Source organism: Falsigemmobacter intermedius (assembly GCF_004054105.1).
Taxonomy (GTDB): Bacteria; Pseudomonadota; Alphaproteobacteria; order Rhodobacterales; family Rhodobacteraceae; genus Wagnerdoeblera; species Wagnerdoeblera intermedia.
The window spans coordinates 43,923-63,308 of the sequence record NZ_SBLC01000013.1 but is presented as its reverse complement, the minus strand read 5'-3'; the positions used below and the strand labels follow the sequence as shown (position 1 = coordinate 63,308).

Genomic DNA, 19,386 nt, shown 5'->3' with positions numbered 1-19,386 from the left:
CTATATCTATGCATTAATCGAGGCTGTCAATGAAGTCTGACAGCGCCGCGTTGTAAGCCTGTGTCTGCTCGAGGTTCGGGATATGACCCGCGCCGGGAATGATCTGCAGGCGGGCTTTGGGGAAGATCCCCTCCATACGCGCCATGACATCCGGCATCGCCCCGTCAAGCGCGCCCGCCACCAGCAGAACAGGCTTGTCGAAGCCCGCAGCCACAGATGCGAAATCATAGCCCTGAAGCGCGGTGGCGCAGGCGGCATAACCCTCAAGCGAAAGGGTCCGGATCGAGGCTTCGAGCGCCTTAACCCCCGGCAGTGTCCGGTTTTCGGGCTGGAACCACCGGGTGATGATATCCTCAGCCACCCAGTCCATCCCCCGCTCCCGCGCGCGGGCGACGCGCTTTTCCCACATGGCCGCGCCACCGGGCTGGGTCGCGGCCTGACCATCCGTCAGCACCAGCGCCCGCAGGCGTTCGGGGGCGCGTCCGGCGAAGGCCAGCATCGTCGGCACCCCCATCGAGAGCCCGACACCCACGGCGTTGCGCACATCAAAATGCTCTGCAAGCGCTGCAAGATCCGCGCCGAGGTCTGCAATGGTCACCGCGCCGGTGGCCGGAGATTCCCCATGCCCGCGCTGATCATAGCGCAGCAGATTGAACCGCCCCGAGAGCATCTCTGCCTGTGCGTCCCAGATCCGGTGGCTGGTCGCGAGCGAGTTTGAAAAGATCACCCAGGGGCGATCCGCCTCTGCCGCGCGCTGCACCCTGACCCTTAACCGCGCCGCCGGGGTCGTCACAAAGCCGTCGAAATCAGAGGTTTGCATCGCTGCGTCCTTCTATATAAGTTATTAACATAGCATATCTATGTTTTTGCTGCCAACACGTCCCTGAGCAGCGACTCACCGTTGACCGCACCAAAATTAAGAGCATAAACTATGTTATTAGCACAAGTGGGCTTGAGAGTGACTCGGTGCCCGCTGTCAGCGCTCAATCTCAGGGAGTTACTATGACTTTGACGGTCACTCGCGACCAGACGGTCGCAACGATCACGATGGACAATCCTCCGGTCAATGCGCTGACGCTTGAGCGTTATCGCGAGATCGGCGATGTTTTTGAAGAGACCGCAGCCTGGAGCGATATCCACTGCATCATCCTGACCGGCGCGGGCTCAAAAGCGTTCTGCGCGGGACTTGATCTCAACGAATTCGTGGCCGCCACCGTCGAGCAGGACCCCAACCGCGCCGCCATCATCCGCCGTGCCTTCGCCGCGATCCGCAAGGCTTCGGTGCCGGTGATTGCCGCGATCAACGGGCCGGCGCTCGGGGCGGGCAATGTGATCGCCTCCTGCGCGGATTTCCGCATCTGCACGCCCAACAGCCGTTTCGGCATGCCGGAGGTCAATATCGGCCGCTGCGGCGGGGCTGCGCATATGGCGCGTCACCTGCCCCAGGGCCTGCTGCGCCGGATGTATTTCACGGGCCTTCCGATCTCTGCCGAAGAAGCCGCCCGCTGGGGCTATGTCGAAGAGATCGTTGCGGCAGAAGATCTGATGCCGCGCGCGCGCGAATTCGCCACGCTGATCGCATCAAAAGCGCCGCTCGGCCTGCGGCTGGCGAAAGAAGCGCTCAACCGCATTGAGTTTATGCCCACTGAGGAGGGCTATGAGCTGGAGCAGAGCTATTCGACCCGCCTCATGACCACTGCCGACGCCCGCGAAGCGATCCGCGCCACCGTCGAGAAGCGCGCTCCGGTCTGGACCGGCCGCTGAAACACCCTTGCAGAAACAGAAAGTCAAAGTAGTGGCCGGACCTCTCTCTCACATCCGCGTCCTCGACCTCAGCCGGATCATGGCCGGTCCCTGGTCGGGGCAGATTCTCGCGGACCTTGGCGCGGACGTCATCAAAGTCGAACGCGCCGGCGAAGGCGATGACACCCGCAAATGGGGCCCGCCCTGGGCCACCGACGCCAACGGCGAGCCGACCCGGGAAGCGGGCTATTACCTCTCGGTGAACCGCGGCAAGCGCTCGATTACAGCGGATCTGTCGGACCCCGCCGATCAGCAGATGCTGCGTGATCTGGCGAAACATTGCGACATCGTGCTGGAAAACTTCAAAGTCGGGACGCTGCAGCGCTATGGCCTGGGCCCCGAAGATCTGCATGCGGTCAATCCGCGGCTGATCTATTGCTCGGTGACGGGCTTTGGTCAGGATGGCCCGCGCGCCGCGGATGTGGCCTATGATTTCATGATCCAGGCCATGGGCGGCCTGATGAGCGTGACCGGCGCCCCCGACACCGAGCCGGGCGGCGGCCCGCAGAAGGTGGGCGCGCCGATCATCGACATTATGACCGGAATGTATGCCACGGTGGCGGTTCTCGCGGCGCTCGCGCGGCGCGAGCAGAGCGGCGAGGGTGAATATATCGATCTCGCCATGCTCGATGTGGCCACCGCCATGCTGGCCAATCAGGGCATGAACCATCTGCTCTCTGGAAAAGTGCCCACCCGCGCGGGCAACCGGCATCCCAATATCCAGCCGCAGGATGTCTTCGCGGTGGCCGACGGCCATATCGTGCTGGCGGTCGGCAATGATGAGCAGTTCCGCCGCTTTGCGGCCTGCCTGGGCGAGCCGGGCTGGGCCGATGATCCGGATTATGCGACCAATGCTGCAAGGGTTAAAAACCTGGCACGGCTGCATCCGATGATCTCAGAACGCTTCCTGTCGCAGCCGCTGGCTCATTGGCTGCACGCACTTGGCCAGGCGAAGGTGCCCTGCGGGCCGATCAACACCGTTCCCATGGTCTTTGACGAGCCGCAGATCCGTCACCGCGAGATGCTGCGCGATCTGCCGCATCCGCTGCTTGGCAGCCTGCGCCAGGTGGTCAGCCCGCTGCGCTTCAGCAAAGCACCGCTGGATTATCGCGCCTCGGCTCCGCTTCTGGGCCAGCATGACGCCGAGGTGCGCGCCGAATTCGGCCTGCGCCCGCTTGGAGAAACCGGGGAGGACCGCGCATGAAAACCATTCTCGGAGCCCGCATCACGCTTCCCGATGTTGAGGGAATGAACGCAGACCAGCAGCGGGTCTATGACAGCATCGTCACCGGCAAACGCGGCACCCTCGTCGGCCCGCTGCGCGCCGCGCTGCATGTCCCCGCCCTCGCCGCCCCCTGGAGCGCGCTTGGCGAGGCTTTGCGCTTCAACCCCACCCTGCCGGTGCGCCTGACCGAACTTGCGATCATCCTCGTCGCCCGTGCCACCAATTCCGAGCTGGAATGGGCGATCCACAGCCGGGTGGCTCTGCGCGAAGGTCTGCCGCAAGCCGTTGTCGATGCCATCCGCGACGGCCGCGCGCCGGAGGGGCTAAGCGACGAAGAGGCCGAGATTTACACCTATACTGCGGAACTTCTGAACGCGGTCCAGGTCTCGGACGCGAGCCATTCTGCCATTCGCCGCCGCTGGGGCGAAGAGGGTGTGGTGGTTCTGACGGCCCTCACGGGCTATTACATGATGGTCGCCATGACGCTTAACGCGCATCGTCTGCCGCTGCCCGAGGGCATGGGCCCGGAACTGGGGCTCGGGGGCACCGTCCCCGAGGCTCTGAGCCGGATCCCGATGCTGTGAAAGACAAAGCCCGGCCATTGGCCGGGCTTTTTGCTGTCAGCGCAGCTTCACCTCGATGCGCATCATATCCCCGCGATAGATCCCGCGGGCGAGCAGCACAATCTCCCCCTGCTGGCTGACCACAATCCGGTCCACCCGCGCCACCGGATCGCCGATCGCGATGTCGAGCTCAGTCGCCACCGAGAGATCAGCAATCCCCACGGTCACGATCTGACGCGCATCGCGGATTTCAAGCGAGGGGATATCGGCCACCAGCCGCATCGCGGTCAGATGGCTGTAGGCTTCTTCCGGAATATACGGGCAGAGCCGCTCGTCAATATAGACATCCGCCAGCAGAAAGGCCGCACCGTCACGCGCGTGGCGTCGGCGGAGATGGCGATACGAGGGGGCGGTGGCATAAAGCGGCCCCTCATGGCTCGGCAGATCGACATTGCGGCGGTCTTCGAGAATTTCAATCTGCGCATCGGTGCGCGCCATCAGCATGCCCGACCAGTCCGTGTTGACCTCGCACCAGAGGTCTTTGGGCTTGCGCGCCTTCACGAAGGTGCCTTTTGCCCGGAAGCGTTCAATCAGCCCGTCCTTCTCAAGCTGATCCAGCGCCTGACGGATTGTCATACTGGCGACACCGCATTGCTCAGCGAGCTCCATAACCGTCGGGATGCGTTCACCCACAGCCCATTCCCCGGAATCGATACGCTGGCGAAACAGGCTGGCGAGTTGCAGGTAGCGCGAGACCGCACTCTTTTTCAGAAGTTCCGCCGTGCTGTTCGTTTCTTTGGACATATCGTTGCACTTTTTAGGGACGGCCGGAGCCTGACATGAGCTTAAGTTATTAAACCATATGAAAGCTTTTGTCGATTGGCGGGAGGGGAACCGAACCGGATGTGCCTCAGTCTCTGAGGCGGTGGTTCGGGAATCCGGATCATTTTGCCGCTCAGCCCCTGGTCAGCCTTTATGCGGCCTCAGAAAGCGCCCTGGACCTCACAGGGCGCGGCAGCATCGCGTCCGGCTCGCAGTCGGCCTTTGGTTACCGAGAAACGGGATCGCCCCGCTCTGCCAGGCCTAGCTTATGCAACATCGCATCTGCCGGCGTGAAATCCGCCCAAAGCCGCAGATCGACGAGGGGCTCTCCCTGAAAACGGTCGGTCTGGTAAAGCCAGGTCCGGGCATATTCGGCTTCCTCTGCCTGCAGCCCGCCGTTCACCGTCCAGGCATCGGCGTAGTGACCGGCCAGCACCTTAAGATCCTGCGGCGCGATATCCGGACGTGCGCGGGCCATGGCCGCAGGCCAGAGCGCGGGATCTGCCGCGAAATCTCGGGCCGCGCGCGTCAGCGCAGTCAGAACGGCCTCTACCTCCGCCCCCCTGGAGGCAAGAACAGACGCCGGGACGGCGTTCACCTTGGTCAGGATCGGGGCGGCTTCATAAAAGTCAGCCCCGTCGATCAGGATCTGCAGATCGTCGCGGTCGGGGATAGAGAGAAACATCCCGATGGAGAGGGTGCTCGCATCAACCCGTCCCTGCACAAGCGCCTGAGCCCGCACCTGGGGCTGCCCCAGCGGCACCCAGGTCACGGCAGAGGTCTGCACGCCATGATCGCGCAGCACAAGAAGCGACATGGTGTGATCGAGGCTGTTGGGCCGCCCCACCCCGAACCGCGCCCCCTGCGAGAGATCGGCAAGGCTCAGCCCTTTGCGGGCGGCAATGATATAGGGGATGGATTTATCGGTGGAGCCCACGGCTTTCAGGCTGTGATCGCCCCCCGCATGAAGCCCCAGAAGGGTCTCAAGCCCGATATTGGCCATCTCGCCCGCACCGGTGCGCAGGGCGGTGACGGCCATGGGGGTCTGCTCTACCGCGATCAGTTCCACCTCAACGCCTTCACGGGCGAAATAGCCCTCACGCTCTGCCAGATGGAGGACCGAATTGGGCACCAGGGGCACCTCCGTGCTGGTCACGATGATCCGGAAGGGCTGAGCGCCAAGCGGTGAGGCCCCGGCCAGAAAACAGGCTGCCAGCGCAAAGCCCAGATTTTTCACAAGACGCATCACAGAGCCCTTTCCGCAAAAAGGCGGCGGCGCAGCCGCGCCTCGAGACGGCGCAGAGCGGTGCTGAGGGTCGCACCAATCACCGCAAGTGTCAGAACAACCACGAAATAGCGCGGCATATTAAAGGCGCTGCCATAGCCCGCCACCAGCCCGCCCAGCCCGGTCATGGCGGTATAGATCTCCGCCACAACGCAGGCCGTCAGCCCCTGAGAGGCCCCGACCCGCACGGCAGCGATCATCTGCGGCAGGGCCTGAGGCCAGACCGCCTTCGCCCAGGCGGTCGTTCGGGAGGCGCCAAGGTTCATCGCGGCTTCGGCATAAAGCGGGCTGATCTGGCGCAGCGCCGCCGCGCCGCTGACCACCAGGGGGATCAGCGCGGCGAGAAAGACCACACAGATCTTCGCCTCCGGCCCGAGCCCGAGAAAGGCCACGATCAGCGGCATCAGCGCGATATTCGGCACCGAGGCCAGCAGGTCAAAACAGGGGCTGAGCACCCGTCCTGCCAGCGGAAAGGCCCCCATCAGAAAGGTCAGGCCGCCCCCCGCCAGCGACGCCGCCAGAAGCCCGGTCAGAAAAACCGAAAGCGTCTCGCCGATGGCGCGCAGATAATCGCCGCGCCGGTCCGCCAGCATGTCATAAAGCGCATCGCCGGTCTCGGCGGGCGAGGGCAGAAAGGCCGCCGGAAGCTCTGCTGCAAACCAGATCCAGCTGCCGATCAGCGCCAGAACCAGAGCCGCGATGATCCGGCTTTCGACGCGGATGCGGCGCAAGGCCTGACCTGCGGCGCTCAGGTCTTCGCGAAGCGTGGCAAGGGCCGCTCTCATGGCCGCCCTCCAGACACCGCCCTCGGGGCGTCGGCCAGGCGCCGCGGCATAACGTCACATAAAATCATCACACACCCCGATTGCGGCCCCAGGCTCCGGCGCGCTGCCAGTGGGTCATCTGCGCGAAATATTCAAGCCCTGCGCAGTAAAATTGGACATCTACGTACGGAAACCGGGAATTTTCCGCCCGAAAGGTGCCGAGCGAGCGAGCGGCTGTCGCCCCATCACAACCGCTCTCGCCCGCCTCACGAATGGTTGACCCCGCGACGCATAGTCGCCATTGGCCACCGCAGATGCAGTTTCTGCATACGAATGCATACCAGACTTCAGGCGTAACTATGTCCCAAGAGATAAAGGCGTCAGCCCGGGCCCCCATTGCGGTGCTTCTGCTGTCGCTCATCATCGCGGCGGGGGGGATCTTCCTCACCGTCTTCGGAGCCCGGCTCGTGTCGCTGGGTGGCTCTTTTTACTTTGTGCTCACGGGTCTTGCGCTCGTGGCAACGGCAGGGCTTCTGGCGCGGCGCAATGCGCTTGGCCTCTGGCTTTATGTCGCAACCTTCGTGGCCACAGTCATCTGGTCGCTTTTTGATGCCGGGCTGAACTTCTGGCCGCTGGTCTCGCGTCTGGCCGCACCGGGCGTCATCCTGATGCTGGTCTTCCTGGCCGCGCCCACGCTGACCCGCGGCCGCACGCTGCCGACTTCGCTCGCGCTGACCGGCGCGGGCCTTTCGGCGCTGGCACTCCTGGCCATGGGTGTACGGGTTTTCCAGCCGGTGCCCTTCATCACCAATGATGTGACCCCTGAGAAAATCGCTGAGGGTGGCGAGCTGAACGGCAACTGGCCCCATTACGGCGGCAGCCTGAAAGGCACGCGTTACACCGGGAAATCCTCGATCACCCCGGAGAATGTGGCGCAGCTGGAACTGGCCTGGACCTTCCGCCACGGCCATCTGCCGGTACACGGCCATGCGGCCGGTGCCGAAGATCAGAACACGCCGACCGTCATCGACGGCATCGTCTATACCTGCAACACCAAGAGCCAGCTCTTCGCGCTCGACGCCGATACCGGCGAGCAGCTGTGGAAGTTTGACCCTGAAGCCAAAGCCCCCTTCTGGGAGCGCTGCCGCGGCGTGGGCTATTATGAATCCAACGGTCAGCCTTCGCCGGAACTGCAGCGCGTCAAGCGCGAAGCGGCGGGCTTCACCACCACCGCGACCTTCACGGTCTCGGACGACAGCGCCCCGGCAACGCCCGCACCGGTCGTGCCGGAGGGCCTTTGCGCCAAACGCGTGGTTCTGCCGACCATCGATGCGCGCATCATCCAGCTTGATGCCAAAACCGGCGAGCTTTGCCCGCAGTTCGGCACCAATGGTCAGATCGACCTGAAAGAGCATATGGGCGAGGTGAAACCCGCCTTCTATATGCCGACCTCGGCGCCCACCATTGCCGATGGCATCATCATTCAGGGCGGCTGGGTTGTTGACAACGTCACCACCAATGTCCCCCCGGGTGTGATCCGTGGCTTTGACGCGGAAACCGGTGAGCTGATCTGGGCCTGGGATCTGGGCCGTCCGGAAACCAAACGCTTCCCGCCGGAAGGGGAAAGCTACACCCGCGGCACCCCGAACGCCTGGGCCGGCCTCGCGGTCGATCAGGATCTCGGCTATGTCTATCTGCCGCTCGGCAATGCGACGCCCGATTTCTTCGGCGGCCACCGCCGTCCGTTCGACGATGAGTTCAACGCCTCGGTCGTTGCCCTTGATTACCACACCGGTGAATACAAGTGGCACTTCCGCACGATGAACCATGACATCTGGGACTATGACCTGCCCTCGCAACCGGCGCTTTACGATCTGCCCGACGGCAAAGGCGGCGTGCAGAAGGCGCTCGTTCAGCTGACCAAGCGCGGCCAGATCTTCGTTCTGGACCGTGAAACCGGCAGGCCGATCTTCGACGTGGAAGAAAAAGCCGTGCCGCAGGGCGCTGTTGAGGGCGACTGGACCGCAGCAACCCAGCCCTATTCGACCGGCATGCCGACCATTGGCGCCGAGCGTCTGACGGAAGCGAAGATGTGGGGGGCGACGCCTTTTGACGCCCTGATGTGCCGCATCGAGTTCCTGTCCTACGACTATGAAGGTGACTTCACCCCCCCGAGCGAAAAGGGTGCGATCATGTGGCCAGGCTTTGCCGGCGGCATGAACTGGGGCTCGGCCTCGATCCAGGAAGAGACCGGCTATCTGGTCTTCACCGAAAGCCGCGCCGCCCATGTCATTAAAATGGTCGGCCGTGAAGAGGCAGACAAAGCCGATGCGAAAGACTCGCACGCGGGTCTGTCGTCGCAGTTCGGCACGCCCTGGGGCGCTGCGAAGTGGTACCTGATGTCGCCGCTCGGCGTGCCCTGCCAGGAACCGCCCTTCGGCACCATGACCGCGATCGACCTGAAAACACAGCAGGTTGCATGGCAGATGCCGCTCGGCACCGTCGAGCACATGGGCCCGCTGAACATCCCGACCCGTCTGCCGATCCCGATCGGGATGCCGGGCACCGGCGGTGCAGTGACCACCCAGTCGGGCCTCGTCTTCTACGGCGGCACCATGGATAAATATATCCGCGCCTTCGATCTGAAGACCGGCCAGGAAGTCTGGAAACATGAAGTGCCGGTGGGCATCCAGGCGACCCCTTCGGTCTATGTCTCGCCGAAAACCGGCCGCGAATATGTGGTCGTCACCGCCGGGGGCACCCGCACCTCGCAGGAGCGCGGCGATTATGTGATGGCCTTCGCGCTGCCGCAGTAAACTTTCCGGAAGGGCCGCCTCAGGGCGGCCCTTTTCATTTGCGCCCCCCCTGCCCGCGTCCGCATTCCCGTCCCGATCCGGCGCAGACTGTGGCAGGATGTGACGCCGCCCCCGGGCTTCAGCGGGCGGCGCAGAAAAATTTTCGGACGGCGGGATAAATTTCTCACCGGCAACGTCAGTAGAGTAATGAGTAACGAATCCGACTCTCTTGCACGGGAACTTCCCGCCCTGCACCGCTTTGCCCTCGCGCTCACGCGCGATCCTTCTGAGGCAGAGGATCTGGTGCAGGAAGCGCTGCTGCGTGGCCATGAACGGCGGCGCAGTCTGCGCGGCGGTGCGCAGCTGAAAAGCTGGCTGTTCTCCATTCTGAAGAACTGCTTTCTCGATGGTCGCCGCAGCGTGAAGGCGCGCCGGAGCCGTGAGGCGGAAATCGCCTCGCTCTCAGAGCAGAGCTTTGATGCGCCGCAGGAGGCCACGGTGCGCCTCGGGCAGCTGCGCGGGGCCTTTCTGGAACTGCCGGTTGAGCAGCGCGAAGCCCTGTCGCTGATCGCGCTTGAAGGCCTGAGCTATGCTGAGGCCGCGCGGGTCGCGGATATTCCCCTTGGCACCCTGATGTCGCGCGTGGCCCGGGCCAGGGCTGCGCTGCGGGCCTTTGAAGCGGGCCAGCCCGCCCCTTCCCTGCGGCTGATCGGAGGTCGTGATGCCCATGAGAGCTGAACCCGGCATGACCGAGCTGGACCTGACGGCCTATGTCGACGGCCAGCTGGATGAATGGCACGCCGCCCGTGTTGAGGCATGGCTCGGCGATCATCCGCAGGATGCCGCGCGGGTCATGCAGGACATCCGGCTGCAGCGCGAGCTGCGTCTGGCGCTCAGCGGTCCGGTCAGCGCGGGGGCGCAGCGGGCCTCTGAACGGCTGGCACGGGGCTTTCGGCGCGATGCCTGGCTGGGGCGGGGGCTGAAACTCACGCCCGCCGTCCTGGTCTGCGCACTGCTTGGCCTGTTTGTCAGCGGCGTGCTGCCGGTTCCGGTCGGCCCGCTGTCCGCCTCGGTGCGCCCGCCGGATTATGTGACCGCCGCCTTCGCCGCGCGGGAGGCGATTGAGGTGCGTCTGCCCATGCAGTCGATGCCCGAAGATCCCTTCATCGACGCCGAGGAGCTGCGGGCGGCGACCGGGATCATTCTACCGCTCTTCGACCGCGACTGGCAGGTGATCGACGCTCAGGTCTTTCCCTCGCCCCAGGGGCCGGGGATTGAGATCCTTTTTGAGACCCCCGATCTCGGGCGGCTGCATCACTTCGCGGTGCGGCCGGGTGATTTTGCGCTGACGCCGCCGCAAAGCCTGATGTCGGGCGGCGCGCCGGTGGCCTGGTTTCAGATCGGCGAGACCGCTCATGTGCTGATCGCCGCACGGGGCAGCGCCGCGGAACTCACGCGCAAGGCTGAGGCACTGAGCGCCAATCTCTACTGACCATTCCCCAAAGGAATCCGGGCCCCTGACCCGGCTGCAAGACTGACTGAAGGAACTACCGCCATGGATCAAAACGACCGTCGTGCCATCGAGGGCCTCTTTGACAGGCTGAACCAGACCGCGCAGACCCACGCACAGCGCGACGCTGAGGCTGAAAGCTTCATCGCGGGCCAGATCGCCCGCCAGCCGGGCACGCCCTATTACATGGCCCAGACCATCGTGATGCAGGACTATGCGCTGCAAAATGCGCAGGCGCGGCTTGAGCAGCTTGAGGCGGAACTCGAGGCCGCCCGGCATCAGGCCGCAGCGCCTGGCACGCAACCCGCAGGCGGTCTTTTCGGGCGTCTTTTTGGCGGCGGCGCGCAGCCTGCGCCCCGAAGCCGGCCCCCGCGCCCCATGGCCGCGCCGCAACCCATGATGTCGCAGCCGCCTCAGGGCGGCGGCTTCCTGGCGGGGGCTGCGCAGACCGCGATGGGCGTGGCCGGCGGCGTGCTTCTGGGCAATGCCATCGGCTCGATGTTTGGCGGCGGAGCAGCAGAAGCAGCCCCCGCGCCGGTTGACGCACCGGCGGAACCGGTTCAGGACTTCGAAGAGGATGCCGGTTACGAAGGCGAGGATGAGTGGGAATAATCCCTGAGCGCGGCGGGCAGCGGCGGCGGGACGGCGGGCGGACCCCTCTGCCCGGCCCCTGCCCCGTCACGCCCCGGCGCGGGAACCGGATTGTCACTTTCTGCCTTTCCCTGCGGATCACTGCGCCGCAGGTCTGACCGGCCGCCGGTCTTTTAAACTGCTTCGGGGCGGAGACACCGCCCCGGGGCCGCCTGCTCCGGGCAGACACCACAGAAGGATCCGACCCAACGTGCCCCCAGACCCCTGTCCTCTTTCTCGCAGGCTTCAGTCACCGCCGCGGGTGCTGCTGTGATTGAAGCGTCTTTATTGTTGCTGATCGGTATTCTGGTCATCGGTGCGAATATCGCGGCCACGGCTTACTTCGTCGCCCAGGAATTCGCTTATATGTCGGTGGATCGCACGCGTCTGGCGGTCCGGGCGCAGGAGGGGGATCCCTCGGCTCAGCGCGCGCTCACTGTGACGAAACGCACGAGCTTCATGCTCTCCGGCGCACAGCTCGGGATCACCATCACCGGGCTTCTGGTGGGCTTTCTCTCAGAACCGCTGCTGGGCGAGCCTCTGGGCGTGCTGCTGAGCGGCCTGGGCATCCCGCCGGAAATCGGCGTCACCATCGGCACGCTGTTCTCGCTGATCGTCGCCACGGTGGTGATGATGATCTTTGGCGAGCTTTACCCCAAAAACCTTGCCATCGCCAATCCCGACCCGCTGGCCCGCGGGCTTTCGCGCTCGACCCTGATCTATCTGAAGCTCTTCGGCCCGCTTATTGGCTTCTTCGATAAATCCGCCAATGTGGTGCTGCGTATGCTGCGCATTGAGCCGGTCCACGACCTTGATGTCAGCGCCTCCGCCGAGGATCTGCCGCGCATCATCGCGGATTCGCGCGAAAGCGGTGATCTGCCGCTGGAGCAGTCGCTGATGATGGACCGGATCCTCGATTTTCCGAACCAGAATGTCGAACATGCCATGGTCCCGCGCTCGCAGGTGGGCTGGGTGCGGCCGGTCACCAGCGTCAGCGATCTGCTGGAGCTGATGTCGCGGGCGCACAGCCGCTATCCGGTGCTCGATGAGACGGATTCCCCGCTGGGCGTGGTGCATCTCCCCGATCTGCTGGAGCGGATGGGAGAGGGGCAGACCGAGGCCACGGCCGCCGATGTCATGCGTCCGGCGACCGTTCTGCCGACGCTGATGCCGCTGCCCGATGCGCTCGAGCATCTGACCGGCTCGCGCAACCACCTGGCCTGCGTGATCGATGAATATGGCGGCTTTGCCGGGGTTCTGACCCTCGAAGACCTCGCCATGGAGATCGTGGGGGAGATCACCGATGAGCATGACGCCAGCGTTCCCGATGCCATCGTTACAGAGGGGCCGGACAGCTGGGTGATGGACGGGGATGTTCACCTCGATGAGGTGCACCGCCTGATCGTCTATGACCTGCCCGAGACCGAGGCTGAGACCATCGCCGGTCTGATGATTGATGAGCTGGGCGCTTTGCCCGCGCGGGGTGACCGCGTCCGCATTGATCTGCCCACGGACCCGGCGGAGCTGATCTCAGACACGCCGATGGACCGCTGGCTCTTGACCGAAGTGCTGAAAATCGAGCGCCATGTGCCCACGCGGGTGCGTGTGAGCCTAGTCGAAGCGGCCATGACGGGGGATGAGAAATGAAAGATCCGCTTGTCGTGATCCTGGTCACTCTGGCGCTGATCGCGCTGAGTGCGCTGTTCGTCATCATCGAATTTGCGCTTCTTGGCGCAAGGCGTCACCGTCTGGAAGAGCTTGCCCCCGAAAGCCTGACCGCGCGTGCGGCGCTCAGGGGGATGAACGATCTGACGCTGATGCTGGCGCTGGCGCAGCTTGGCATCACCGCCTGCACCTTCGCGCTTGGCGCGATCACCAAGCCGGCGGTGGACAGCTGGATCGGCCCGGCGCTGCTGCAGGCGGGTCTGCCACAGTGGCTGGCGGGCAGCGCCTCTTTTGCCATGTCGCTGTTTATCGTGACCTTCCTGCATCTGGTCGTGGGCGAGATGGCCCCGAAGTCCTGGGCCATCGCCCATCCCGAACGCTCAGCCCGCACGATCGGCGTGATCGCGCAGACCCTGGCCTGGCCGCTGCGTCCGCTCCTGCGCTGGATGAACACCATCGCCAACAGCCTGGTGCGCGCCTCCGGCGTCGAGCCGGTGGAAAGCGCGGCTGTGGGCGGCCAGGACATCGCCACCATCCGCCAGCTTGTCGAGCATTCGGCCAAAGTCGGCGCGCTGGAGCCCGGGATGCAGCGCCAGCTCTCGGCCTTCATCGATCTGAGCAGCATCCCGGTCAGCGATCTGGTGGCCAAAGGCAGCCGCCCCACGGCGGTCAGCTCCTTCGCCACTGCGGCTGAGGTGCGCGCGGCCGCGCGGCAGTCGGGCCATATGCGCATCCTGATGCTGCCGGAACGGGGCCGCGCGATGTCCTTCATCCATGTGCGCGACACGCTGATGCTGGCGGATGATACTAAGGCAGCCGGTGTTGCCCGCCCGGCCTTCCGCCTCGATGCCCATACCCCGGTCTATGAGGCTCTGGCCCGTCTGCGCGCCGCCAGCGTTCAGATCGCGGTGGTGACCCGCGATGGCGAGCTTTGCGGGATCATCACCCTTGCGGATATCCTGCGGCTCATGCTGCCCGCAGGTATTCAGATCAGAAAAGAGGCGGAAAACGCCGCTCTGTGACCCCACCCCCGCCGCGCCTTTCAGGAGCGGCGGGGACCTCTCCGCCGCATTGCCCCGAAAAACGACATTCTCTGCGACGGGAATTGCAGAAGCGGGCCCGGTCTTCTTTCCCTACACTCCCGCCGGGACGGCGCGGCACAGAGCCCCGCCACAGAAGGGAGTTTTCACATGCCGACATTCCGGATCTATCTTGACCACAGCAAGGCGGATCAAAGCCGGGTCTTGATCGACCAGGCCTGGCCCATGATGAGGGCGGCAGCGATGGAGGCTTTTGATGTCCCTGCGGGCGTCTGCAAGCTCTCGGTGATCCGCGTCGAAAACGATCCTGACACCTGTCCGATCAGCGTTGAGATCAGCTTTCTGGAGAAATCGGGAAGGACGCCGGAAAAGACCGGCCTCATTTGCGATGCGACCTTTGAGGCGATCCGCAGCCTGACCGGCATCAGTCCCTTCGTCGGCGCCTCGATGCGCGCGCCTGAGACCTTTGTGTTTCGCAAATGAGCGACAGGCCCGCCCGGGGCGGGCCGTTTTCTGATCTCAACTCCGCTCCCAGGTGTTCTCGACCTGAAAGCGTTTCTGCCCGCCCGCCAGCCGCGCGGTCAGAAAATCCAGAAACACCCGGATCTTTGCGGGAATGACCATGCTGTCGAGGATCGCCACATAAAGCCCTCCTGGACGCGCCGAGCTGCTGATTGAGATCTCAGGCAAAAGCCGGACCAGACGCCCCTGTTCGATATCGCGGCGCACCAGATAATCGTCCAGAACCGCCGCCCCGCCCCCGCGCCGCGCCAGTTCCAGAAGCACCGCTCCGTGGTTCGACAGAAAGCGCGGCTGAAACGGCACCCGCTCTTTGCTGCCATCGGCGTGGGTCACCCACCATTGCGCCGTGGTGGTCGTCGAGAGGTAAGCCATGCAGTTATGGCGCTCGAGATCGGCGATGCTCAGGGGCAATCCGCTTCGGGCGATATATTCCGGCGAGGCGACGAGCCAGCGTTCGGAGGAATAGATCCGGCGCCGCCGCACCCCCGGCTCGTCCGGCTCGCTGAGGCGAAAATCGATATCGATCTTTTCGCGCCGCAGATCGGCAGGCTCTTCGCCAAGGATCAGCTCGACGGTGATATCGGGATAGGCCTCAGCAAAGGCCGGCAGCAGCCGGGTCAGCACGCCGATGCCAAACATCGACCGCGAATGAATACGCAGCAGACCCGCCGGAACCGTGCTCAGAACCGACATCGACTGATCAAGCTCTTCGAGACTGGCCAGGATCTCCACCGCGCGGCGGGCATATTCCTCTCCGGCCTCAGTCAGCCGCACATTCCGCGTCGAGCGGGTCAGAAGGCTTTGGCCAACCCGCTCTTCCAGCATGGAGATGGAGCGCGAAACGGAAGTCGAGGACAGCCGGAACATCTGAGCCGTCGCGCTGAAGCTTCCGGTTCTCTTTAAGGAGACCAGCAGCTCAAGGGCTCGGACACGATCGGACATTTCAGCAATTCCCGCATTACTCTGGGAGAAATTCTACAATTATCAGGGCCTCAGGCTAACAGCTAGAACAGCGGGACGCCATATGAGGAGAGGTCAGGGATGAAGTTCGGAGTCTTTATTCTCGCGCAGCGCCGCAGCTATAAGCAAAGCTCTGCCGAGGTCATCCACAATGCCATGGAGCAGACGGTTACGGCTGAGGCGGCGGGATTTAACACCGCCTGGTTTGCCGAGCATCACTTCAACAAGTACTCGCTGACGCCCTCGCCGCTGATGGCCGTGGCCCATGCGGCGGGACGCACCAGGACGATCCGTCTTGGCACGGCGGTCTGCATTCTGCCGCTTTATCAGCCCGCACGTTTTCTGGCGGAAGTGGGCTTTGCCGATACGGTCTCTGACGGCCGCCTGGAACTGGGGGTCGGCTCCGGCTATCAGCAGTTTGAATTTGAGCGCTTCGGCACCACGGTCGATGACTCCTGGCATGTCTATAACGAGTTTCTCGATGTGATCGACATCGGGCTGCAGGGCAAAAACTTCGAGTATCAGGGCAAATACATTCAGATGATGCCGACCTCGATCGCGGTCGATACGGTGCAAAAGCCCGGCGTGCCGATGTGGGTGACCTCAAACAATCCCAAAACGCTGCAGCGCGCGATGCGCGACGGGCATAACCTCTTTGTCACCGCGCTTCTGAAGGGCAATGAGGCGATCCGGGATCTGCGCCTGAAGCTTGAAGGGATCGCGCAGGACGACGGTCAGACCCTCGACGATATGACGGGCAAGATCGGGTTCCTGCGCTGCGGCTATGTCTCGGACAATAAGGCTGAGATCGACCACTATCTCGACTGTGCCCGCTATCAGCGCCGCATCTCGGAAAGTCTCAAACAGCGCCGCCAGCTGACGGATGACGGCTATATGATGAAGGAGGTCCCCATGACGGTCGACCCCGACATTGAAGAGCTCCGCGCCGCCCTTCCGGTCGGCTGCGTCAATGAAGTGGTCGATAAGCTGCTGGCAGAGATTGAAATTCTTAAACCCCGCCACATCGCACTTCAGACCCAGCTGGGCGATTTCGACCAGACGACGATGCTGCGCCAGATCGAACGCTGGGGTGAGCGGATCATCCCGGAAGTTCGCAAGGCCCTCGGCGCAAAAGCCGCCGCCTGAGCCGCTGCCGGCGGCCCCGGCGGGGCGGCCGGCTGTTTTGTGAAATACAGAATTGCGGAAATCGCAAAGAGTTCAGATTTTTCTCCGGCCCGAAGCGGCGGATACTTCTGCACTCTGACAGGCCCGGGGGAGGAGGCCGCGCGCCATCGCGGACCGCCGGGCCGACACTTCAGGGAGGAACCGAAATGACACGATACTTGTCCCGCCGCCTTACGCTGTCTTTGCTGGCGGGGGCGTCTTTTGCAATGACGCAGGGGCTGCCCGCACTGGCCTCTGACGGCCCGATCACGATCATCGTGCCCTATGCAGCGGGGGGAATTAATGACGCTTTTGGTCGCAAAATCGCCGATGGCCTGAGCCGCGAGATCGGACGCACCGTTCTGGTCGAAAACAAGCCCGGTGCAAATGGCATTCTGGCCGCGACCCATGTGGCGCGTGCAAAGAATGATGGCACGACGCTCTTTCTGACCGGGACGGGCCCGCTGTCGCTGAACACCATGCTGCGCGACAATCTGCCTTTCACGGCAGAGAGCTTCGATCCGGTGGCGATGATGTTTGACGGCGTTCTGACCATCTCGGTCCCGACAGCGCTTGGTGTCAGTTCGCTCGAAGAGCTGATTGCGCATGCCCGAAAGACCGGACGCCCGCTGCGCTACGGCACCCAGGGACCGGGGTCGGTGATGGATCTTTACGGCCGCATCTTCAGCCAGCATTTCGGTGTTGAGATGGTGCCGGTGGCCTATAAAAATAACCCCTCATCGCTGGTGGATCTTCTGGGCGGCCAGCTCGAGGTCTCTTTTGTCAGCCCGATGTCGCTGACGGAATATGCCAAAGCGGGAACGGTGAAGATCCTGGCCCTCACCGGCAGCGCGCGCGATCCGAAATGGCCTGATATTCCGACGGTCGGCGAGCTTGGGCACAGCAACCTGGAAATCTCTTACTGGACGGCGATCCACGCACCGGCGGGCCTGCCGGAGGATCTGAAACAGGCCTATGCCGCAGCGATTGTGAAGACCGTTAACAGCCCGGACTTCCTTGAGCTTTTGTCCAACAGTGGCCAATACCCCAAAGCCGGTGGCCCCGAGGTTCTGGCCGCGCAGATGCAGACCGACCGGGAAACCTGGGGCGCGATCATTGAGAAGAACAACCTGCGCATCAGGGAGTAACCCGCCGCGGCACTGACCTCAGGGCCGCCGGAGCATCCTTCCGCCTGAGCGACAGGGTGCTCCCTTCCGCATAAGCGGGCGTGCCGGTCGGGAGAAGCCAAAGGCCGCTTCCGGGGACCGCAGGTCCGGGGGTGATGCGGCCCGGGGCCTGCGTGCCGACTTCAGGGGCAGTCACGGCGGTCGCCGGTGCGCTCTTTGGGGTCGGGGTCTGACCCCGTGGCATCCGGGGATGGTCTTTGGGCCTCAAAAAAGATGAGGGCTGAAGGCCCGTCAGGCCGCCATCGACAGCACAGCCCCGCTCAGCGCCCCCAGGACGACGATGGCCCAGGCAGGAAGGCGCCACTGCATCAGCGCCGACAGCAGGGCCAGCGCGATGGCCAGATCGGTGAGTGTGGCGAGGGTGCCGCTCAGCACCGGCGTATAAAAGGTGGCGGCCAGAATGCCGACGACGGCAGCATTGATCCCCTGCATGGCGCGGCGCAGGCCGGGATGGTTTTGAATCCCCATCCAGAAGGGCAGAACCCCCAGAAGCAGCAGAAAACCGGGCAGGAAGATGGCAATCAGCGCCACCCCCGCGCCGGGCAGACCCGCCGCGCTGACCGCGCCGAGCCAGGCGGCAAAGGTGAAGAGCGGCCCCGGAACCGCCTGGGCCAGAGCATAGCCCGTCAGAAAAAGCGGCTCGCTGACCTGGCCGGAGGCTACCATTTCGGTTTCCAGCAGTGGCAAAACCACATGACCGCCCCCGAAAACCAGCGCTCCGGCGCGGAAGAAGCTGTCAAAGAGCGCGAGCAGAGGGTGCTGCCCGGCGAGTGCCGGCAGGGCAAGCAGCAGAACCGGAACCGCCAGCAGGCAACTGAGCGCCACCCCGCGCGAGAGCGGCAGGCGCAGCGCGGCGGCCCGCTCTCCCTCAGCCGGGGCGGTTGTAAACACTGCCCCGAGCAGGCCCCCCACAAGGATCGCCCCGAACATCCCGAAGGAAAGCGGCAGGACCGCAAGGGCGACGATGGCAGCAATCGCGATGGCGCTGCGGATGCGGTCAGGGCACAGGCTGCGGTACATCCCCCAGAGCGCCTGAGCCACCACCGCCACCGCCGTCAGCTTCAGCCCGTGCAGGATCCCGGCGGCGACCCCGCCCTCCAGGTTCACTGCCAGCAGCGCACAAAGCACCAGCGCCAGGGCGGAGGGCAGCGTGAAGGCCAGAAAAGCCGCCAGCGCGCCGCCCCAGCCTGCGCGCATCAGGCCGATGGCAAAGCCGGTCTGGCTGGATGCGGGACCCGGCAGAAACTGACAAAGCGCCACCAGATCGGCATAGGCCGCATCGCTGAGCCAGTTTCTGCGGGTGACAAATTCCTCGCGGAAATAGCCCAGATGGGCGACGGGCCCGCCGAAACTCGTGACGCCAAGGCGCAAAAAGACCAGGAAAACCTCGGCCCAATGGCCGCGGGGCGATGAGGGCCTGCTCAGATGATCCCCGGACACGGCGGCTCCTT

The 19,386-nt window shown here is 64.1% G+C and carries 18 protein-coding genes; 12 read left to right on the top strand and 6 right to left on the bottom strand.

All coding sequences use genetic code 11. The annotated features are described in order from the left end of the window. Nucleotides 1-13 precede the first annotated feature (13 nt). Nucleotides 14-820, bottom strand: a complete 807-nt coding sequence (locus tag EP867_RS10810; RefSeq protein WP_128489046.1) for an alpha/beta fold hydrolase — start codon at nucleotides 818-820, stop codon at nucleotides 14-16. A 182-nt stretch (nucleotides 821-1,002) separates the two neighbouring features. Between EP867_RS10810 and EP867_RS10805 the strand changes: the two genes are divergently transcribed. The 3 genes from EP867_RS10805 to EP867_RS10795 are packed head-to-tail and all read left to right on the top strand — an operon-like array spanning nucleotide 1,003 to nucleotide 3,612. Beyond that, nucleotides 1,003-1,764, top strand: coding sequence for an enoyl-CoA hydratase-related protein (locus EP867_RS10805; RefSeq protein ID WP_128489044.1), 762 nt, complete (start codon nucleotides 1,003-1,005; stop codon nucleotides 1,762-1,764). 7 nt (nucleotides 1,765-1,771) lie between these two features. Next, the gene (locus EP867_RS10800; RefSeq protein ID WP_241656890.1) at nucleotides 1,772-3,007 is read left to right on the top strand and encodes a CaiB/BaiF CoA transferase family protein; all 1,236 of its coding nucleotides are present in this window, start codon (nucleotides 1,772-1,774) and stop codon (nucleotides 3,005-3,007) included. Continuing rightward, nucleotides 3,004-3,612 carry a carboxymuconolactone decarboxylase family protein gene (locus tag EP867_RS10795; RefSeq protein ID WP_128489042.1) on the top strand — a complete coding sequence of 203 codons (609 nt, stop codon included), beginning with the start codon at nucleotides 3,004-3,006 and terminating at the stop codon, nucleotides 3,610-3,612. Before EP867_RS10800 ends, EP867_RS10795 begins: the two co-directional genes overlap by 4 nt. Nucleotides 3,613-3,648: 36 nt before the next feature. Here the strand turns inward: EP867_RS10795 and EP867_RS10790 are convergent, their stop codons facing one another. The 3 genes from EP867_RS10790 to EP867_RS10780 all read right to left on the bottom strand — a co-directional run bounded on the left by EP867_RS10790 (nucleotide 3,649) and on the right by EP867_RS10780 (nucleotide 6,483). Then, entirely contained in the window at nucleotides 3,649-4,395 is a 747-nt protein-coding gene (locus EP867_RS10790; protein ID WP_128489040.1) for a GntR family transcriptional regulator, read from the bottom strand. A gap of 244 nt (nucleotides 4,396-4,639) precedes the next feature. After that, nucleotides 4,640-5,659 carry an ABC transporter substrate-binding protein gene (locus EP867_RS10785; protein ID WP_241656889.1) on the bottom strand — a complete coding sequence of 340 codons (1,020 nt, stop codon included), beginning with the start codon at nucleotides 5,657-5,659 and terminating at the stop codon, nucleotides 4,640-4,642. Continuing rightward, on the bottom strand, nucleotides 5,659-6,483 hold the full coding sequence (locus EP867_RS10780) for an ABC transporter permease (RefSeq protein WP_128489038.1): 825 nt from the start codon (nucleotides 6,481-6,483) through the stop codon (nucleotides 5,659-5,661). The genes EP867_RS10785 and EP867_RS10780 overlap by 1 nt, the downstream gene beginning before the upstream one ends. A gap of 338 nt (nucleotides 6,484-6,821) precedes the next feature. Between EP867_RS10780 and EP867_RS10775 the strand changes: the two genes are divergently transcribed. The 7 genes from EP867_RS10775 (at nucleotide 6,822) to EP867_RS10745 (ending at nucleotide 14,585) form a co-directional block, all read left to right on the top strand. After that, entirely contained in the window at nucleotides 6,822-9,278 is a 2,457-nt protein-coding gene (locus EP867_RS10775) for a membrane-bound PQQ-dependent dehydrogenase, glucose/quinate/shikimate family (RefSeq protein ID WP_128489036.1), read from the top strand. Between the two features lie 186 nt (nucleotides 9,279-9,464). After that, nucleotides 9,465-9,995, top strand: coding sequence for a sigma-70 family RNA polymerase sigma factor (locus EP867_RS10770; protein WP_128489034.1), 531 nt, complete (start codon nucleotides 9,465-9,467; stop codon nucleotides 9,993-9,995). Continuing rightward, nucleotides 9,979-10,749 (top strand): anti-sigma factor family protein, encoded by a 771-nt coding sequence (locus tag EP867_RS10765; protein ID WP_128489032.1) that lies wholly within the window; start codon nucleotides 9,979-9,981, stop codon nucleotides 10,747-10,749. The genes EP867_RS10770 and EP867_RS10765 overlap by 17 nt, the downstream gene beginning before the upstream one ends. 63 nt (nucleotides 10,750-10,812) lie before the next feature. After that, nucleotides 10,813-11,379 carry a DUF2076 domain-containing protein gene (locus tag EP867_RS10760; RefSeq protein ID WP_128489030.1) on the top strand — a complete coding sequence of 189 codons (567 nt, stop codon included), beginning with the start codon at nucleotides 10,813-10,815 and terminating at the stop codon, nucleotides 11,377-11,379. Nucleotides 11,380-11,667: 288 nt separating this feature from the next. Further along, nucleotides 11,668-13,044, top strand: a complete 1,377-nt coding sequence (locus tag EP867_RS10755) for a hemolysin family protein (protein ID WP_128489027.1) — start codon at nucleotides 11,668-11,670, stop codon at nucleotides 13,042-13,044. Beyond that, complete coding sequence (locus EP867_RS10750) at nucleotides 13,041-14,084, top strand: CNNM domain-containing protein (RefSeq protein WP_128489025.1); 1,044 nt, start codon at nucleotides 13,041-13,043, stop codon at nucleotides 14,082-14,084. Before EP867_RS10755 ends, EP867_RS10750 begins: the two co-directional genes overlap by 4 nt. A gap of 168 nt (nucleotides 14,085-14,252) precedes the next feature. Beyond that, nucleotides 14,253-14,585, top strand: a complete 333-nt coding sequence (locus EP867_RS10745; RefSeq protein ID WP_128489023.1) for a hypothetical protein — start codon at nucleotides 14,253-14,255, stop codon at nucleotides 14,583-14,585. A 36-nt stretch (nucleotides 14,586-14,621) separates the two neighbouring features. On the opposite strand, the gene EP867_RS10740 is transcribed toward EP867_RS10745, so the two are convergent. Continuing rightward, nucleotides 14,622-15,566 carry a LysR family transcriptional regulator gene (locus tag EP867_RS10740; protein ID WP_128489021.1) on the bottom strand — a complete coding sequence of 315 codons (945 nt, stop codon included), beginning with the start codon at nucleotides 15,564-15,566 and terminating at the stop codon, nucleotides 14,622-14,624. A 99-nt stretch (nucleotides 15,567-15,665) separates the two neighbouring features. Between EP867_RS10740 and EP867_RS10735 the strand changes: the two genes are divergently transcribed. Both EP867_RS10735 and EP867_RS10730 read left to right on the top strand, forming a co-directional pair. Further along, on the top strand, nucleotides 15,666-16,730 hold the full coding sequence (locus EP867_RS10735; protein WP_128489019.1) for an LLM class flavin-dependent oxidoreductase: 1,065 nt from the start codon (nucleotides 15,666-15,668) through the stop codon (nucleotides 16,728-16,730). A 185-nt stretch (nucleotides 16,731-16,915) separates the two neighbouring features. Further along, a complete protein-coding gene (locus EP867_RS10730) occupies nucleotides 16,916-17,896 on the top strand; it encodes a tripartite tricarboxylate transporter substrate binding protein (RefSeq protein ID WP_128489017.1) in 981 nt (326 codons plus the stop codon). 270 nt (nucleotides 17,897-18,166) lie between these two features. On the opposite strand, the gene chrA is transcribed toward EP867_RS10730, so the two are convergent. Further along, nucleotides 18,167-19,375, bottom strand: a complete 1,209-nt coding sequence (chrA, locus tag EP867_RS10725; protein WP_241656888.1) for a chromate efflux transporter — start codon at nucleotides 19,373-19,375, stop codon at nucleotides 18,167-18,169. Between the last annotated feature and the right edge of the window lie 11 nt (nucleotides 19,376-19,386).

Bases quoted from the DNA above. Each gene is read 5' to 3' on its own strand.
- EP867_RS10760 (WP_128489030.1), top strand. From the start codon at position 10,813: ATGGATCAAAACGACCGTCGTGCCATCGAGGGCCTCTTTGACAGGCTG.
- EP867_RS10765 (WP_128489032.1), top strand. From the start codon at position 9,979: ATGCCCATGAGAGCTGAACCCGGCATGACCGAGCTGGACCTGACGGCC.
- EP867_RS10745 (WP_128489023.1), top strand. From the start codon at position 14,253: ATGCCGACATTCCGGATCTATCTTGACCACAGCAAGGCGGATCAAAGC.
- EP867_RS10740 (WP_128489021.1), bottom strand. From the start codon at position 15,566: ATGTCCGATCGTGTCCGAGCCCTTGAGCTGCTGGTCTCCTTAAAGAGA.
- EP867_RS10735 (WP_128489019.1), top strand. From the start codon at position 15,666: ATGAAGTTCGGAGTCTTTATTCTCGCGCAGCGCCGCAGCTATAAGCAA.
- EP867_RS10785 (WP_241656889.1), bottom strand. From the start codon at position 5,659: ATGCGTCTTGTGAAAAATCTGGGCTTTGCGCTGGCAGCCTGTTTTCTG.
- EP867_RS10780 (WP_128489038.1), bottom strand. From the start codon at position 6,483: ATGAGAGCGGCCCTTGCCACGCTTCGCGAAGACCTGAGCGCCGCAGGT.
- EP867_RS10750 (WP_128489025.1), top strand. From the start codon at position 13,041: ATGAAAGATCCGCTTGTCGTGATCCTGGTCACTCTGGCGCTGATCGCG.
- EP867_RS10810 (WP_128489046.1), bottom strand. From the start codon at position 820: ATGCAAACCTCTGATTTCGACGGCTTTGTGACGACCCCGGCGGCGCGG.
- EP867_RS10795 (WP_128489042.1), top strand. From the start codon at position 3,004: ATGAAAACCATTCTCGGAGCCCGCATCACGCTTCCCGATGTTGAGGGA.
- EP867_RS10730 (WP_128489017.1), top strand. From the start codon at position 16,916: ATGACACGATACTTGTCCCGCCGCCTTACGCTGTCTTTGCTGGCGGGG.
- EP867_RS10770 (WP_128489034.1), top strand. From the start codon at position 9,465: ATGAGTAACGAATCCGACTCTCTTGCACGGGAACTTCCCGCCCTGCAC.
- EP867_RS10790 (WP_128489040.1), bottom strand. From the start codon at position 4,395: ATGTCCAAAGAAACGAACAGCACGGCGGAACTTCTGAAAAAGAGTGCG.
- EP867_RS10805 (WP_128489044.1), top strand. From the start codon at position 1,003: ATGACTTTGACGGTCACTCGCGACCAGACGGTCGCAACGATCACGATG.
- EP867_RS10775 (WP_128489036.1), top strand. From the start codon at position 6,822: ATGTCCCAAGAGATAAAGGCGTCAGCCCGGGCCCCCATTGCGGTGCTT.